Source organism: Vogesella mureinivorans (assembly GCF_007644035.1).
Lineage (GTDB): Bacteria > Pseudomonadota > Gammaproteobacteria > Burkholderiales > Chromobacteriaceae > Vogesella > Vogesella mureinivorans.
This window is the reverse complement of the sequence record NZ_VMTV02000122.1, coordinates 22,326-36,622: the sequence shown is the minus strand read 5'-3', so window position 1 is coordinate 36,622 and position 14,297 is coordinate 22,326. Positions and strand designations below refer to the sequence as shown.

The window sequence follows — 14,297 nt, the reverse complement described above, 5'->3', positions numbered from 1 at the left end:
TGGTCTGTTAAAGAGCGGTGCTGACTGGCTTGTTTCGTTTGCGTCGTCAGCTGAGGAGGCGAACTATACCCACCCAGCCAAAACCCGTCAACACTTATCGCGAAGTTTTTTACTGCCCTATGGACAAGCTACTGATTGGGCAGCAAAAACTGCGGGATTTTTTTTGCAAGGGTGCATAGACTTAGGCGCTTTCCGATGGGACCCATGGCGAAATGACAATCACAACGCATGCTCAACACTGGCTTTTTGACCTGGATGACACGCTGCACCATGCTGGCGCGGCAGTTTTTCCGATGATTAACGAGTATATGACACGTTATATCTGTCACTACGTGGGGGTTGGCCGCACCGAGGCGGACCGGCTGCGCACTGACTACTGGGCACGCTACGGTGCAACGCTTGCCGGGCTGCAACGCCACCATGGCATAGCACCACAACATTTCCTGAAGCAGACCCACCCGATGGAGAGTTTGTTGCCCCTGATTGAAACCGGCACGCAGCTACCGCTATGGCTGAAGCGCCTGCCGGGGCGCAAGTGGGTGTTTTCCAATGGCCCACAACACTATGTAGAGGCGATTGTGCGCCACCTGGGGATAGAAACACAGATTGAGGGCTGTTTTGGCATGGATAGCTTTGGTTTTACACCCAAACCACGGGTGGCGGCGTACACCAGCGTGCTGCGCCAGGCGGGTATTCACGCGGGAAATTGCATCATGGTGGAGGACTCTGCGGCCAACCTGAAAACAGCCAAACGCCTGGGGATGCGCACGGCATGGCTTAGCCACCAGTGCCGCAAGCCGTCCTGGGTGGACTGGCGCATTACCTCATTGTTTGATTTGCAGAGAATTTAGCTGCTGGTAACACGAGAGCAGCAAGCACGCCATGGCGGCCGCTGGCCACAGGTCTGATAGAAAATCCAGCAGGGCACTCATGTTAAGCAGATGGCCGTAGGGCCAGCGGAAGAGCGAGAGAAAGTCCGACTGCACTTCGCTTAACGGCCATAGCGTGGCGGCAAACTGGGCCAGGAGTAATGCCAGCATGGCCGTGATGGTTTGTACCAGCCGCGAGCGGCCAGCAAAAAACCACAGCAGCAGGAAGCCGGCGGTCAGGCCGGTAACCAGATGGGGGTTGATCCACTGAAACAGCGCGAAGGGCTTGAGCAACACGCCAGCGGCCAACATTTTGCAGAACCAGATGGCGGCGAGCAGCAACAAGATCGCCTTGAAGCGATCGGCTTTCTGCCTGAACAGGCTGGTCATGAACAGGCAAGCCGCCAGCATATTGGCCATGGCACCACCGGCTTCCACCAGAAACAGGAACAGCCGCGGGTTATCCAGCGGTGAAACATACGGCTGCGGCAAGCCCTGCGGGTAAGCCACCACGCCAAACAGCGGCATGGCCGGGTTGAGCTGGGTGATAAACCACAGGCCCAGCAGCAGCAGGCCATAATCTACCGCGCTATGGTCGGCAAAATGGCGACGGCGCCATTGCTTGAGGTGGTGCCACTGACGACGAAACAGCGGTGATACCGCCAGCGTGGCGCCGAGACATGCCCCGGCCACATTGCACAGCACATCCAGGTTGGACGCCACCCGCATGGGCAGGAATTCCTGCAAGAACTCCACACCGATACTGGTGAGGCTGGCTACCAGGATGGCAAGCAGAAACGAATGCCAGCGCGGCAGCAGCAATAGCGCCAGGCTGAAACCGTAGGGAATATAGATGACAACGTTGGCCGCATTATCAAAAAAGCGGACATAGAACGGCAGCGGGTAGGAGAGAAACTCGAACAGCGGCCGCCCCGAGTAGGCCCAGCCACTAAAGGGGTACAGGCTGAGAAAGAAAATCACCACGGCATTGACCATTGCGGCGTAAAGCGCAACGTGGCTATGGGTGGCGCGGCCTGGCTGCGCGGTCATTGAGCAAGCACTTCCGGATGGATGAACGAGGACAGCATACCCAGCACCCCACTGGCTGACAAGCTGGCCAATGGCTAGGCGCGGGTACTGGCGCGCAAACAAAAAGGGCACCGGAGTGCCCTTTTTTCACACGATACGGCCAGTATTAGAACTTGGTACCGATACCTACGCTGGTTACCAGCGGGTTGATGTCCAGGGTGCCCAGATCGGTAGAACCGGCTTTTACCTTGGTCTTGATCCAGATTTTTTTCATATCCAGGTTCAGGAATACATCTTTGGTCAGCGGCATATCGATACCCACTTGCAGTGCCGGGCCAAAGCTGTTTTTCTTCACACTCAGATCCAAGCCATCAATCTTGTTCTTGAAACCGTAAAAACGCGTGTAGTTCACACCAGCACCCACATAAGGACGGAACTCGCCTTGAGGGTTAAAGTGGTACTGGGCGGTCAGTGTTGGTGGCAGTACTTTCACAGTGCCCAGTTCGGTGCTACCGGCGGTAACGGAATGCTTGGAGGTACCCAGGATCAGTTCCACACCCACGTTGTTGGTCAGCATGTAAGTGAAATCAACTTCCGGGATGGTGTCATCTTTTACATCGACACCTTCCAGATCAGAAGAAACCGAAGTCTGCGGGTTAACATTAGTCACGCGGAAACGCGCCAGGATGTCGCCCTGGGCAGCAAATGCGTTGGTGGTCAGCAGGGTAGCCAGAGCAGCAATAGCAAGCTTTTTCATCATTATCTCCAAGCGGGTAGCTAGTAAAAGTGGTTCGCTTGCTTGCCCGCTTATTGACTTGATTCACTGCGGACAGTAGCTTGCGACGTCAGAACCTAGATTAACCTTGCGCCGCACCATCGTTTTTGCGCTAGATCATGAAAAAATCATGAAATATCACGACTTGAGGGACTTCATGTCCCAGCTCGAGGCACAGGGCGAGCTCAAACGCATTACCTGCCCTGTTTCCCCCCATCTTGAAATGACCGAAATCGGCGACCGCGTGCTCAAAGCCGGCGGCCCTGCCCTGCTGTTTACCCGGCCACAGGCGGGCGACAAGCACTACGACATGCCGGTGCTGGCCAACCTGTTCGGCACCCCCAAGCGTGTGGCCATGGGCATGGGGGCCAATGACGTGCTGGCGCTACGCGAAATCGGCCAGACGCTGGCCTACCTGAAAGAGCCGGAGCCACCAAAAGGCTTTCGCGACGCCTGGGACAAACTGCCGCTGCTGAAACAAGTGCTATCGATGGCACCCAAAGAAGTACGCAAGGCACCCTGCCAGGAAATTGTGTGGGAAGGCGATGAGGTTGACCTGTCACGTCTGCCCATCCAGCACTGCTGGCCTGGCGACGTGGCACCGCTGATTACCTGGGGTCTCACCGTTACCCGCGGCCCGCACAAGAAGCGGCAAAACCTGGGCATCTACCGCCAGCAGGTTATCGGCCGCAACCGCGTGATCATGCGCTGGCTGGCGCACCGTGGCGGCGCGCTGGACTACCGCGAATTCCGTGCGGCCAACCCCGACAAGCCCTACCCGGTTGCCGTGGTGCTAGGCTGCGACCCGGCCACTATCCTGGGCGCCGTAACCCCGGTGCCGGATACGCTGTCCGAATACCAGTTTGCCGGCCTGCTACGTGGCAGCCGCACCGAGCTGGTGAAGTGCATCGGCTCCGACCTGCAAGTACCTGCCAGTGCCGAAATCGTGCTGGAAGGCCACATCCACCCCAATGATATGGCGCTGGAAGGCCCGTACGGCGACCACACCGGCTATTACAACGAGCAGGATAGCTTCCCGGTATTCACCATCGACCGCATCACCATGCGCGAGAACCCGGTGTACCACAGCACCTACACCGGCAAACCGCCAGACGAACCGGCCATCCTGGGCGTGGCGCTAAACGAAGTGTTCGTGCCCATCCTGCAAAAGCAGTTTCCCGAAATCGTGGACTTCTACCTGCCGCCGGAAGGCTGCAGCTACCGCATGGCGGTGATCAGCATCAAGAAGCAGTACCCCGGCCACGCCAAGCGCGTGATGATGGGCTGCTGGAGCTTCCTGCGCCAGTTCATGTACACCAAGTTCATTGTGGTGGTAGACGACGACGTGAATACGCGTGACTGGAAAGAAGTGATCTGGGCCATTACCACCCGCATGGACCCGGTACGCGATACCACGCTGATCGAGAACACGCCTATCGACTACCTGGACTTTGCCAGCCCGGTCTCCGGCCTGGGCGGCAAAATGGGGCTGGACGCCACCAACAAGCTGCCAGGGGAAACCCACCGGGAATGGGGTACGACCATCAATATGAGTGCAGAAGTGTCAGCACGTATCGATAGTATTTGGCAGGAGCTGGGTTTGTAACTGCCATGCGTTAAGCAACAAGCCCCCGCACGGTACCGTGCGGGGGCTTGCTCATTTACAGGGCAGTACAATCAGAATGCCAGACCACTATCGGTAATCAACGTCAGGCTGGCATTAGCGGGTAACCAGATTTTGTCACCACTCACTACCCGGGTCTGCACCTTGATGCGATAAGGGGTAAGCGGCTCTGGCAAGGACAACAGCGGGCTGACATCCAGACGATAAGTCTTGCTATAGCGGAAAGGATAAACCGCTCTGAGCGCAAAATTCTGGCCACTAACCGTATCATTACGCGCCGGGAAGCCATAACCAGGCCGGTTCAGTAGCGGGTTGGCCGCCAGGAACACAGATTGCTGCCATTTTTTCAGCACATTGTAGAAGCCGGCCGTCTCGCCGCGAGCTTGCAAACCCGCTTCAATCGCCGCCACGCCACTCTTGTTGCTGGTAATCCACTCCTTGAGAATGCCGGGGCCATACTGATGCACCAGATACATGCCAAAGCTCAGCGCTTGTGGATAGTGAAGGGCAGCAGAACACGGATCGAAGCTGCTCTCACCCCACGCCGTCATCAGACAACCGCCATAGCCCAGAGACCGGGCAAACTCGCCACTGGCGTATAGATGCGGGTTGTAGTAGCCCATTTCACCAGGGTTGATGTCATTGTTGCCGGTACCCTGGTTGGCATACATTTGCTGCCCCAGTACATAGGCCAATGTCTGCGATGCCAACTCGTTTTGCCACGTGTCGTCCGCGGGTACCGGCAACGGGTTGGCCGCATGGCGCACTACCTTCTGGTAGAACTGCACCATGTGCTGGAATTCGTGCGCCAGTGTTGTGATAGCAATAGCGGGAGTAGGATTGGTTTCGTTCCACAGCAGCTTGTTGTTACTGTTCAGCGGGTCTGGATCCTCTGCATACCCATAGGTTGCAGAGTCCATGAAAAACACCAGCTGCTCATTACTCTTCAGTGAGGCAGTTTCCGGGTGCTGCAACAGGAAAGCACGGGTAAAGTTATTGATGCCCCAGAAATAGCCAATCACACCCAGAGGTTGGGCATCCGGCGTGATGTCGTGCAGCACGATATGGATATCGCGTGCGCCACCAGCGATCAGGCTGCTTTGTGCCACGGCAGGCACAGCCCCCCACGGCTCCCCAGCCAGCGCAACGACCGGGTTGTAAATCTGGCTGGCAAAGATATCTGCCATTCTCTGGGCCTGAGCACTGCTGATATTGCTACTTGCCGCCACCCACACATTCACGCTCTGCCCAGTGCCCAACGTTGCCTGGCCTTGCAGCGTAGAAGAAAACGCCGCATCTGCATCGGAAACCTGTGCATTCCAGCTGGCAACAGAAGTACCAACCGTCAGCGGGCCCGCCGGTACGCCACTCGCCTGGACGACGCTGCCACTCCCTGTACCGGAGCCAGCCTGCTGGCCGTTATTCAGCAAACTGGCCAGTTTGCGGTTAAAGGTTTCCACTTTTGAAGGTACGTTATTCTGCAAGCGGATACTTGAGGTGGTGTAGGTAGCTAGCGTACCTGCTGCAATATTGCTCGCCCCTTCGGCCAGGCTCATCATGGCGACAGCGGGGTTGCTCCCCACATTACGCAGGGTAACGTAGGCCTCCATACTGCGCGTGTTCTGCACCGTCAGTATGGTATTGCGGCTATTCACCGCCACGCTATTGGCTGACAAATTGCAATTACCCGCGATGCACGCGGCGACATCCACAATCTCACTACCGACCGTATTGCTGCTGCCACCACCGGCGCCACCGCCACCGCAGGCGGCCAGAATGAATGGAAGCAAACCCAGAAAATGTTTACGCACTTATCGTCCTCCCTTGCATATTATGCCAATGCTATCATCTTCTTTACATAAGCGGTTTAACGTTAAGTACCACCACGAAACTGCTATCATGTAGGCCGCTAAACCGAGTGAAAGTCCCAACCATGACCAACCCGAACTCCCCAAACCGCCTGAAACGCCTGTCGCCACGCCAACGCAAGAAACTGCGCGTAGGCGAGTTCCAGGAGCTGGGCTTTACCGTGGTCGCCGCGCTGGCTGGCCTGGACGATGCGGCCAACGATGCTTTCCTGAACGGCTGGCTGGAAGCGGTAGATGCACAAGGCGTGAGCTTTGGTGGCCACTTTAGCGATGGCCAGCTCGATGGCATCGTGTTTCCGGTAAACGGCGTGAAAGTCACCGCCGACGTACAAGCTGCACTGGCTGGCTGGCTGAAAGGCCGCAGCGAAGTGTCCAGCGTAGAAGTCAGCGATCTGCTGGATGTATGGCATAGCGCCTGGTAAGCCACGGGCTACCCGCAAAAAAGCCTGCCATGCGGCAGGCTTTTTTCTTGATACAGCACCATGAAAAAAGGTTGGCCGCACACCGTGATGGCATGCGGCCAACCTTTTTTGTACCAAGCCAGGGCAGTAACGGTGCGCTAGCTGCGCTCCAGCTCCCACAGGGCCGACTGTAGCGATTCCATGCGCGTATCGAGCGCACTGCGGGCATCGGCCAGCGCCTTGTTGTAGATGGCCGGGCCAATACGCTCGGCCACCAGCAAGACCAGCGCCTGGGCATCAAAGCCGCCCAGTTCTACCTCGTGCTCACCGGCCAGATACTGCTGTACCTGGCTGGCCAGTTCTGCCAGCTGCGGCTGGGTCAGATAGCGTTCATCGCTTTTCATGATGCATCCATCGTTGTCCAGCCGACAGTGTCAGGGTATCAGCCCTGTTTGGCAAACGCCGGCGTGGCCTCTGGCTCGCGGCGCGGCTGCGGGTCGATATCGTCGTCTTCGTCCAGCACCGGCTGGGCAGCGCCCAGCTCTTTTTCGCTCTTGGCGACCACGCAGGCTGCAATGGCGTTACCCAGCACGTTGGTGGCGGAGCGGCCCATGTCCAGGAAGTGATCCACACCCAGCAGCAGCAGCAGGCCGGCTTCCGGAATGTTGAACTGCGCCAGCGTGGCGGCAATCACCACCAGCGAAGCACGCGGCACACCGGCCATGCCTTTGGAGGTCACCATCAGGATCAGCAGCATGGTGATTTCCTGCGACAGGCTCAGGTCAATGCCGTAAGCCTGGGCAATGAAGATGGTGGCAAAGGTGCAGTACATCATGGAGCCGTCCAGGTTGAACGAGTAGCCCATCGGCAGCACAAAGCTGGCGATGCGGTCGCTACAACCAAAGCGTTTCAGGCGGTCCAGGGTTTTCGGGTAGGCAGCTTCCGAGCTGGCGGTAGAAAACGCCAGCAGTGCCGGCTCGCGAATGGCGCGCAGCAGCTCCAGCACACGGCGTTTCAGGAACAGCGAGCCCATGCCCAGCAGCGCCAGCCACAGCAAGCCAAGCGACAGATAGAACTGCGCCATGAAGCTGCCGTAGGTAGACAAAATGCCCAGGCCTTCCTTGGCCACCATGCCGGCAATCGCGGCAAATACGGCAAAGGGGGCAAAGTTCATCACGTAGCCGGTAACCTTCAGCATGATGTGCGCTACCGCATCGATAGCGTCAATCAGGCCTTTGGCCTTGTCGCCCACGGCAGACGCGGCGGTACCGAAGAACAGCGAGAACACCACAATGGCCAGAATCTCGTTCTTGGCCAGCGCGTCAAATACGCTCTTGGGGATCAGGTGGCTGATGAAGTCTTTCAGCGTCAGCGCGCCCTTCTCGATACCCGAGCTGGCGGTCACTTCCGGCAGCGGCAGGCTCAGGCCCACGCCTGGCTTGAGCAGGTTCACCATGATCAGGCCCAGCACCAGCGATACCAGCGAGGCGGTGACAAACCAGCCCATGGCTTTGGCACCGATGCGGCCAACAGTAGCCGAATCACCCATGCGGGCAATACCCACCACCAGGGTGGAGAACACCAGCGGCGCAATGATCATCTTGATCAGGCGCAGGAAGATGTCGGTCAGAATGGACAGCTGGTCGGCAAACGATTTGATCGCTTCTTCGCTGCCAGCCATTTCACGCCAGCCGTAGCCGGCAATGATACCCAGCACCATGGCGGCCAGGATCATCTTGGTCAATCGATTAAGTTTCACGGTATTTCCCTGTATTGCTTTGTGAAATTAATCCTTTGTAGTGTCCGCTTCGGTCGTTGCCGGGCGGTACATCAGCGCCGTAGCGCTTGTTTTTTCATGCTGCACTGGCAAGGCTGCCGCGCAGGGCTGGCATTAAAACAGAAAGTGGCCGCGCTGTAATCAGGCAAATCCCGCACCGCAGCACGCCGCTGCCTGGCGTACCAGCATGGCGGGTGCCCGCAGGCAAGCTTGTGTCGCCATGCAGCATGATGGCGCAATAAACAGACAAAAAGCCGCCACAGACTGCGCAAAGCTGGCTTGCCCAGATCGGGCGGCGCACGGGCAGACGCGGGCAAAAAAATGCCGCCCTACCTTGCGGTAGGGCGGCCAAGCTTCACATCACATTCAAGAGAGAGGGAATCGTTACAGCGTGAGCCAACGCGGGCTGGTCAGTGCTGCCGGCTGCAGCACGGTATCCAGCTGCTCGCGCGTCAGCAGGCCACGGCGCAGCACGATGTCGTACACGCTGCCGCCGGTCTGGTGCGCTTCGGTCGCCACCTCGGTAGCGGCGGCGTAGCCGATATAGGGGTTCAGCGCGGTCACCAGGCCTACCGAGCGGTGCACGGTGTCCAGCAGGTACTCGCGGTTGGCGGTAATGCCCACCACGCAGTTATCGCGCAGGGTGTCGCAAGCGGCGGCCAGGTGGCTCACGCTGCGGAACAGGCTGTAGGCAATCACCGGCTCGAAGGCATTGAGCTGCAGCTGGCCGGCTTCGGCCGCCATGGTCACGGTCATGTCGTTGCCAATGACTTCGTAAGCCACCTGGGTCACCACTTCCGGAATCACCGGGTTGACCTTGCCCGGCATGATGGACGAACCGGCCTGGCGCGCTGGCAGGTTGATCTCGCCCAGGCCGGCACGCGGGCCGGACGACAGCAGGCGCAAATCGTTGCAGCTCTTGGACAGCTTGACCGCCACGCGCTTGAGCACGCCGGACAGCTGCACGAAGGCGCCGCAATCCTGCGTGGCCTCGATCAGGTTAGGCGCGGTTTCCAGCGCCAGGCCGGTGAGCGCCGACAGCTTCTGGCACACCAGCGGGGTGTAGTCCGGGTGGGCGGTAATGCCGGTGCCGATGGCGGTGGCACCCAGGTTGATTTCCAGCATCAGGGCGCTGGCTTCGTACAGGCGCTGTTCGTCTTCGCCCAGCATCACGGCGTAAGTGCGGAACTCTTGCCCCAGCGTCATCGGTACCGCGTCCTGCAGCTGGGTACGGCCCATCTTCAGCACGTCGGCAAATTCGTCGGCCTTGTCGTCAAAGGCATTACGCAGGCGGGCCATGGCGGCCAGCAGGCGCTGTACGCCCCAGAAGGTGGCCAGGCGCAGCGCGGTGGGGTACACGTCGTTGGTGCTCTGCCCCATGTTCACGTGTTCGTTGGGGTGCAGGTGCTGGTACTCGCCCTTGCCGTGGCCCAACAGCTCCAAGGCACGGTTGGCGATCACCTCGTTGGCGTTCATATTGGTGGAGGTGCCCGCCCCGCCCTGGATCACGTCTACTACAAACTGGTCGTGCAGCTTGCCGGCGCGGATTTCCTCGCAGGCCAGCACGATGGCTTCCTTGTGGTGGTCTGCCAGAATGCCCAGCTGGTGGTTCGCCAGCGCGGCAGCCTGCTTGATCACCGCCAGCGCGCGGATCAGGTCGCCGTAGCTGGCGATGGTCTGGCCGGTGATGGGGAAGTTCTCGATGGCTCGCAGGGTGTGCACGCCCCAGTAGGCGTGGGCCGGGACCTCGCGGTCCCCCAGTAGATCGTGTTCCAGGCGGGTGGTCATAGGTGTTGTCTTTGTGCTTTTGTGTGGAGTGCCTGCACTGTAGCGGCAGCACCGTGGCGGCGGCCAATTCCGAATGGCGATAGGATCATGCAAGATTTGCATGATCTGGCAACAGGCAGCTTTTTGCGGCCAACGTGCAGGTTTTTGGCGGCAAATGGCACCCTGACCACGACGGACATGCTGGCAATCAGCAGCAAAAGCAGACAAAACATATAGGGAATAGCGGGCATCCACTACGCGGACAAGGTTTGGTATTGCCGGTTACCCCCGTGACCGCACGAGGCCAATTTGGCGCCAGTCCCCCTACACTGCCATGCGAAACCCGGCGATCACACCGCCGGGTAGCGTGCGGCCAACCCTTGCCACAGTGCATCCAGCTGCGGCAGCTCGCGACGCGCGTCGCGGTATACGCGGATTTCCATCTGCAGCGACCACGCCTCGCCACCGGCGGCGGCCAGCTGCCCGGCCGCCAGCTCGCGCTGTACCGCGCTTTGCGGCAAGAACGCCACGCCGTGGCCTTCCAGCACCATGGCTTTCAGGCCTTCGGCCATGTCGGTCTCGAAGCGCTGCTGCAGCAGGCAAGGCTGCGGCGCGCGCTGGATGATCAGCTCCACCATGCGGCGAAAGTAGGCATTGGGGCCGTAAGCCAGAAACGGCAGCGGCGCGCCCTCGCTGCCTGGCAGCTGCCATACCGGCTGGCCCTGCTCGGCGCGGCTGAATGGCTGCAGCGTTTCGCTGCCCAGGCGCAGACCGTGGTAGCGGCTATCCGGCAGCTCTACCGGGTGGCGCGGGTGGTGGTAGCACAGCAGCAGGTCGGCGTTGCCCTCGGTCAGCGCGATCACCGCGTCGTGCACGTTATGCGCCAGCAGGCGCCAGGCTACCTCGCCCAGCGTAGTCTGCTCGTCGGCCAGCCAGCGCGGCACAAAGCCGAACGACAGCGTATGCGGCACCGCCAGCGTGAGCGTGGCGGCGTCGGCTTGCTGCAGGCCGCGTAGCAGGCTGCGCGTGCTGGACAGCTCGCCCACCAGCAGGCGCGCTTTTTCCTGCAATAGCTCACCGGCCGGCGTGAGCCGCGTGGGCCAGGTGGTGCGGTCGATCAGGTCGGCACCCAGCCAGTTTTCCAGCGCCTTGATGCGGCGGGAAAACGCCGGCTGCGTGAGGTGGCGCAGCTCGGCCGAGCGGGTAAAGCTGCCGGTTTCGGCCAATACCAGAAAGTCTTCCAGCCAGCGGGTTTCCATGCCTGCTCCCGTATCGAAGGTTGGCCGCAGCCTACCGCACTGCCGCCTCGCCCGCTACCAGGCGCTGCTGCCAGCGCAGCCAGCGGCCGGTGCCGCGCCACACCCAGCGCAACACTTTCCAGCCCAGGATGCTGCCCACCAGCCCCAGCACGGTGAGCACCAGGCCCAACACCAGTACGCTGCCGGACGAGGCACCGGGCAAGCCGCTGAGCTCGACCGTGTCGGCGCCATCGCGAATCTGCAGCTGGGCCAGATTGCCGCTGGCGTCGCGCTCCAGACGGAAGTGTTCGTCGCCGTCGCGCGCCTCGATCACCAGCTTGCCGCTGGCCGGGTCGGGCTCGATGCGCACCGTTTCGCCATGATCACCTTCGATGCGTAGCCGCGGCGGCTGGCCGTCATGCGGGCTGGTGGCAATCAGCCAGGGCCCCACGCCGCTGTCATTCACCACGATATTGTCCAGCGACGGCCAGCCAAACACGCTGTGGCTAGCCCAGCTGCCGGTGATCACCAGGCCCGCAATCAGCAGGCCCACCGCGCCCAGCCACAGGCTGCCCAGCCAGGTCAGCAAAAACAGGTAGGGAAACGCCAACAACACATTGAGCACGCCCAGGCCGGCCAGCGCGCCCAGCGCCTGCTTCATGTTGGCCGGGCTTTTGTCCGCTTCCCAGTCGGCCAGCTTGCGCTCGGCGGTAAGCTCGCGCGCCAGCCGCTCCGGCTCGCCCAGCGCGGCGCATACGTCGGCTTCGCTGCGGCCGTCGGCGGCGGCATCGTCAAAATAGGCGCGGTAATCGGCCAGAATCTCGTCGCGCTCGGCGGGGGCCAGTTTGCCCAGGGCTGCGGCCAACCTTTGCAGGTATTGTTCACGGTTCATGCTGTCTCTCCTTGCGGCCGCGCACTCGCCAGCACGGCATTGATCTCGGCAACAAAGCTGCCCCATTCCTGGCGCATGGCGGCCAGCGCATCGCGCCCGCCCGGCGTCAGCCGGTAATACTTGCGTGCCGGCCCGCTGGCCGACTCCACCAGATAGGTACTGACCCAGTCGTCTGCCTGCAGCCGGCGCATCAGCGGGTAGATGGTGCCCTCGCTGATGTCCATGCTTTGCGCCAGCGTGCTGACAATCTCGTACACATAGCTGTCGTGCCGCGCCAGCACCGCCAGCACGCACATTTCCAGCGTGCCTTTGCGTAATTGCGTTTTCATCCACCCCCTCCTGCCGTCGTTGCGCCATGGTGATATGGCCGGTGCCAGATCTGCCTGGCGCGCCCTGCTGTGCCAGCCACTACCTTGCAATACAAGGAACCTGCCGGCACGCGTGCCGGAATGCATGGCTGCATACTAGCAAGCACTACTGTGCATTGCAAGGTAGCTTTCACTGCGTATTAGCCAGTCGGGTTGGCCGAGCGTGCAGGCAAAACGCTGCAAGCCTTCGCTGGCAAGGCGATGCACCTGCTGTTGCGGCACGCCAACATGCTGCAAATGCACATATCGATAACAACCAACAAACGTTTAATTATCGACACAAAAGCCAAGCATAGTATCCCCCAGCCCCTGCAAGGACCTACCCATGCGCTACCTGATTACCCTGCCCATCTGCCTGCTGCTGGCCTGGCTACTGTGGCCGGCAGCGCCAGACGCTGCGCCAGAGCCTGCGCCACAGGCCAGCCCTGCCGCTGCGGCAGCCACAGCGGCAGCTTTGCCCCTGCCCGCCATACCGGCCACCCCGGTAGCAGCAACACGCCCGGCCAAGGCTGTACCGGACGAGATGCAGCAATGGCTGGCCGCACGCTATGGCAGCAACCCGCCGCTACACCAGGCCATGCTGCAGTTGGCCGCAGGCTGGGCCGAGGCGATCCATCAGGCTCACGACCAGGCCAGCGCCCACCGGGCTGGCGTGCGCATAGCCCGCGCCATTGCCTGCGTGATGGCGCCGGCCACGCTGGAAAGCAGCGGCCAGGACCAGCAATGGGCCTACGACCAGATCATGACCGCGCGCGCCGAAATGCTCAGCCGCCCGGCCGACAGCGACGCCTATATCCGCTTTCAAGGCCTGGCCGCCGGCCAGTTCTTTGACGACCCCGGTGCCACGCCCTGCGCCACGGCACCTGCCACACCACCCTGAGCAACGTACTTCGGGAGATACCCATGCACCAACGCACTATCGCACTGGCCGCCGCCCTGCTGCTGGCCACCGCTGGCAGCGCCCACGCTGCCGCCTCGGCCGTGGTATACGTGAACGGCATCCAGAACACTTTCGACGATGCCATCGCCAGCCTGCAATTGCTGAAAGGCAGCCTGCAGGCGCGCAAGCTGGACAAGGGCTACGTATACGGCAACGCCTATAACGCCACCAATGGTTTCTTTGCCGACCTGCAACAGGTATTCCGCCAGAAAAACCAGGAAACGCAGAGCGCCCGCGACTTCTGGCGCTATGTGGATGGCGGCGCGGCGCAGCCGGGCTGGATGAGCCAGGCCATGGTAGACAGCTACGTGAAAAGCTTTGCCGGCGAGCAGCAGATGACCGAGCTGCCGCAACACGTCAACATGTACCGCCGCTATCTGGGCGAAGGCCGCAAAGTGGTGCTGGTGGCGCACTCGCAGGGCAACCTGTACGCCAATGTGGGCCAGAACCTGCTGGTGGGCGGCCCCGAAAAAGCACTGGGCAAGGTGGTCACCGTGGGCGTGGCCACGCCCGCACAGTACGTGCTGCCGCAATCCAGCTACGTTACCTCCAGCTGGGACCAGGTGATCAACGGCCTGCGCGTGGTAAAAACCGTGCTGCCGGCCAACGCCAGCATCGGTTTCCACCCCATCAGCGACATGCTGGGGCACTCGTTTGCCAAGATTTATCTGAACAAGGACTACGCCACCAGCGGCAGCATCCTGCAGCAAGTCAGCCAGAAAGCCGGCTGATGCCCGGGGGCAGGGTGG

Annotated in this window: 15 protein-coding genes; 6 read left to right on the top strand and 9 right to left on the bottom strand. The window is 60.7% G+C overall.

Features of this window, described 5'->3' with window-relative positions; genetic code table 11:
- Together FLQ44_RS24015 and FLQ44_RS03105 are read left to right on the top strand one after the other, a co-directional pair.
- On the top strand, nt 1-250 hold a 250-nt coding region (locus FLQ44_RS24015; RefSeq protein WP_206208643.1), incomplete at its 5' end, for a hypothetical protein.
- Complete coding sequence (locus tag FLQ44_RS03105) at nt 213-851, top strand: pyrimidine 5'-nucleotidase (RefSeq protein ID WP_147693005.1); 639 nt, start codon at nt 213-215, stop codon at nt 849-851. The genes FLQ44_RS24015 and FLQ44_RS03105, both read left to right, overlap by 38 nt.
- Here the strand turns inward: FLQ44_RS03105 and FLQ44_RS03100 are convergent.
- Both FLQ44_RS03100 and FLQ44_RS03095 read right to left on the bottom strand, forming a co-directional pair.
- A complete protein-coding gene (locus tag FLQ44_RS03100) occupies nt 825-1,919 on the bottom strand; it encodes a VanZ family protein (protein WP_147693004.1) in 1,095 nt (364 codons plus the stop codon). The two genes, FLQ44_RS03105 and FLQ44_RS03100, sit on opposite strands and share 27 nt — an antisense overlap.
- 145 nt (nt 1,920-2,064) lie before the next feature.
- Entirely contained in the window at nt 2,065-2,655 is a 591-nt protein-coding gene (locus FLQ44_RS03095) for an OmpW/AlkL family protein (RefSeq protein WP_147693003.1), read from the bottom strand.
- 148 nt (nt 2,656-2,803) lie between these two features.
- On the opposite strand from FLQ44_RS03095, the gene ubiD reads away from it, so the two are divergent.
- A complete protein-coding gene (gene ubiD / locus FLQ44_RS03090; RefSeq protein WP_147693002.1) occupies nt 2,804-4,279 on the top strand; it encodes a 4-hydroxy-3-polyprenylbenzoate decarboxylase in 1,476 nt (491 codons plus the stop codon).
- 71 nt (nt 4,280-4,350) lie between these two features.
- On the opposite strand, the gene FLQ44_RS03085 is transcribed toward ubiD, so the two are convergent.
- The gene (locus tag FLQ44_RS03085; protein ID WP_147693001.1) at nt 4,351-6,108 is read right to left on the bottom strand and encodes a M30 family zinc metallopeptidase; all 1,758 of its coding nucleotides are present in this window, start codon (nt 6,106-6,108) and stop codon (nt 4,351-4,353) included.
- 122 nt (nt 6,109-6,230) lie between these two features.
- Here FLQ44_RS03085 and FLQ44_RS03080 point away from each other — a divergent pair, with 122 nt between their 5' ends.
- Nucleotides 6,231-6,587: a 50S ribosome-binding protein YggL gene (locus tag FLQ44_RS03080; RefSeq protein ID WP_147693006.1), complete on the top strand. Its 357-nt coding sequence runs from the start codon at nt 6,231-6,233 to the stop codon at nt 6,585-6,587.
- A gap of 137 nt (nt 6,588-6,724) precedes the next feature.
- Here FLQ44_RS03080 and FLQ44_RS03075 read toward each other — a convergent pair whose 3' ends face one another.
- The 6 genes from FLQ44_RS03075 to FLQ44_RS03050 form a co-directional block, all read right to left on the bottom strand.
- Nucleotides 6,725-6,970 (bottom strand): DUF2164 domain-containing protein, encoded by a 246-nt coding sequence (locus FLQ44_RS03075; protein ID WP_147693000.1) that lies wholly within the window; start codon nt 6,968-6,970, stop codon nt 6,725-6,727.
- 38 nt (nt 6,971-7,008) lie between these two features.
- A complete protein-coding gene (locus FLQ44_RS03070; RefSeq protein WP_147692999.1) occupies nt 7,009-8,325 on the bottom strand; it encodes a dicarboxylate/amino acid:cation symporter in 1,317 nt (438 codons plus the stop codon).
- A 402-nt stretch (nt 8,326-8,727) separates the two neighbouring features.
- Nucleotides 8,728-10,131 (bottom strand): aspartate ammonia-lyase, encoded by a 1,404-nt coding sequence (aspA, locus tag FLQ44_RS03065; protein WP_147692998.1) that lies wholly within the window; start codon nt 10,129-10,131, stop codon nt 8,728-8,730.
- Between the two features lie 329 nt (nt 10,132-10,460).
- Nucleotides 10,461-11,369: a LysR family transcriptional regulator gene (locus tag FLQ44_RS03060; protein ID WP_147692997.1), complete on the bottom strand. Its 909-nt coding sequence runs from the start codon at nt 11,367-11,369 to the stop codon at nt 10,461-10,463.
- 31 nt (nt 11,370-11,400) lie between these two features.
- Nucleotides 11,401-12,240, bottom strand: coding sequence for a DUF1700 domain-containing protein (locus FLQ44_RS03055; protein WP_170252735.1), 840 nt, complete (start codon nt 12,238-12,240; stop codon nt 11,401-11,403).
- Entirely contained in the window at nt 12,237-12,569 is a 333-nt protein-coding gene (locus tag FLQ44_RS03050; RefSeq protein WP_147688021.1) for a PadR family transcriptional regulator, read from the bottom strand. The genes FLQ44_RS03055 and FLQ44_RS03050 overlap by 4 nt, the downstream gene beginning before the upstream one ends.
- Before the next feature lie 364 nt (nt 12,570-12,933).
- Between FLQ44_RS03050 and FLQ44_RS03045 the strand changes: the two genes are divergently transcribed.
- Both FLQ44_RS03045 and FLQ44_RS03040 read left to right on the top strand, forming a co-directional pair.
- Nucleotides 12,934-13,488 carry a hypothetical protein gene (locus tag FLQ44_RS03045; RefSeq protein WP_147692995.1) on the top strand — a complete coding sequence of 185 codons (555 nt, stop codon included), beginning with the start codon at nt 12,934-12,936 and terminating at the stop codon, nt 13,486-13,488.
- A 23-nt stretch (nt 13,489-13,511) separates the two neighbouring features.
- Nucleotides 13,512-14,279 (top strand): hypothetical protein, encoded by a 768-nt coding sequence (locus FLQ44_RS03040; RefSeq protein ID WP_147692994.1) that lies wholly within the window; start codon nt 13,512-13,514, stop codon nt 14,277-14,279.
- The last annotated feature ends 18 nt before the right edge of the window (nt 14,280-14,297 follow it).

Bases quoted from the DNA above. Each gene is read 5' to 3' on its own strand.
- FLQ44_RS03080 (WP_147693006.1), top strand. From the start codon at position 6,231: ATGACCAACCCGAACTCCCCAAACCGCCTGAAACGCCTGTCGCCACGC.
- FLQ44_RS03045 (WP_147692995.1), top strand. From the start codon at position 12,934: ATGCGCTACCTGATTACCCTGCCCATCTGCCTGCTGCTGGCCTGGCTA.
- FLQ44_RS03105 (WP_147693005.1), top strand. From the start codon at position 213: ATGACAATCACAACGCATGCTCAACACTGGCTTTTTGACCTGGATGAC.
- FLQ44_RS03100 (WP_147693004.1), bottom strand. From the start codon at position 1,919: ATGACCGCGCAGCCAGGCCGCGCCACCCATAGCCACGTTGCGCTTTAC.
- FLQ44_RS03095 (WP_147693003.1), bottom strand. From the start codon at position 2,655: ATGAAAAAGCTTGCTATTGCTGCTCTGGCTACCCTGCTGACCACCAAC.
- ubiD (WP_147693002.1), top strand. From the start codon at position 2,804: ATGAAATATCACGACTTGAGGGACTTCATGTCCCAGCTCGAGGCACAG.
- FLQ44_RS03050 (WP_147688021.1), bottom strand. From the start codon at position 12,569: ATGAAAACGCAATTACGCAAAGGCACGCTGGAAATGTGCGTGCTGGCG.
- aspA (WP_147692998.1), bottom strand. From the start codon at position 10,131: ATGACCACCCGCCTGGAACACGATCTACTGGGGGACCGCGAGGTCCCG.
- FLQ44_RS03075 (WP_147693000.1), bottom strand. From the start codon at position 6,970: ATGAAAAGCGATGAACGCTATCTGACCCAGCCGCAGCTGGCAGAACTG.
- FLQ44_RS03040 (WP_147692994.1), top strand. From the start codon at position 13,512: ATGCACCAACGCACTATCGCACTGGCCGCCGCCCTGCTGCTGGCCACC.
- FLQ44_RS03055 (WP_170252735.1), bottom strand. From the start codon at position 12,240: ATGAACCGTGAACAATACCTGCAAAGGTTGGCCGCAGCCCTGGGCAAA.
- FLQ44_RS03060 (WP_147692997.1), bottom strand. From the start codon at position 11,369: ATGGAAACCCGCTGGCTGGAAGACTTTCTGGTATTGGCCGAAACCGGC.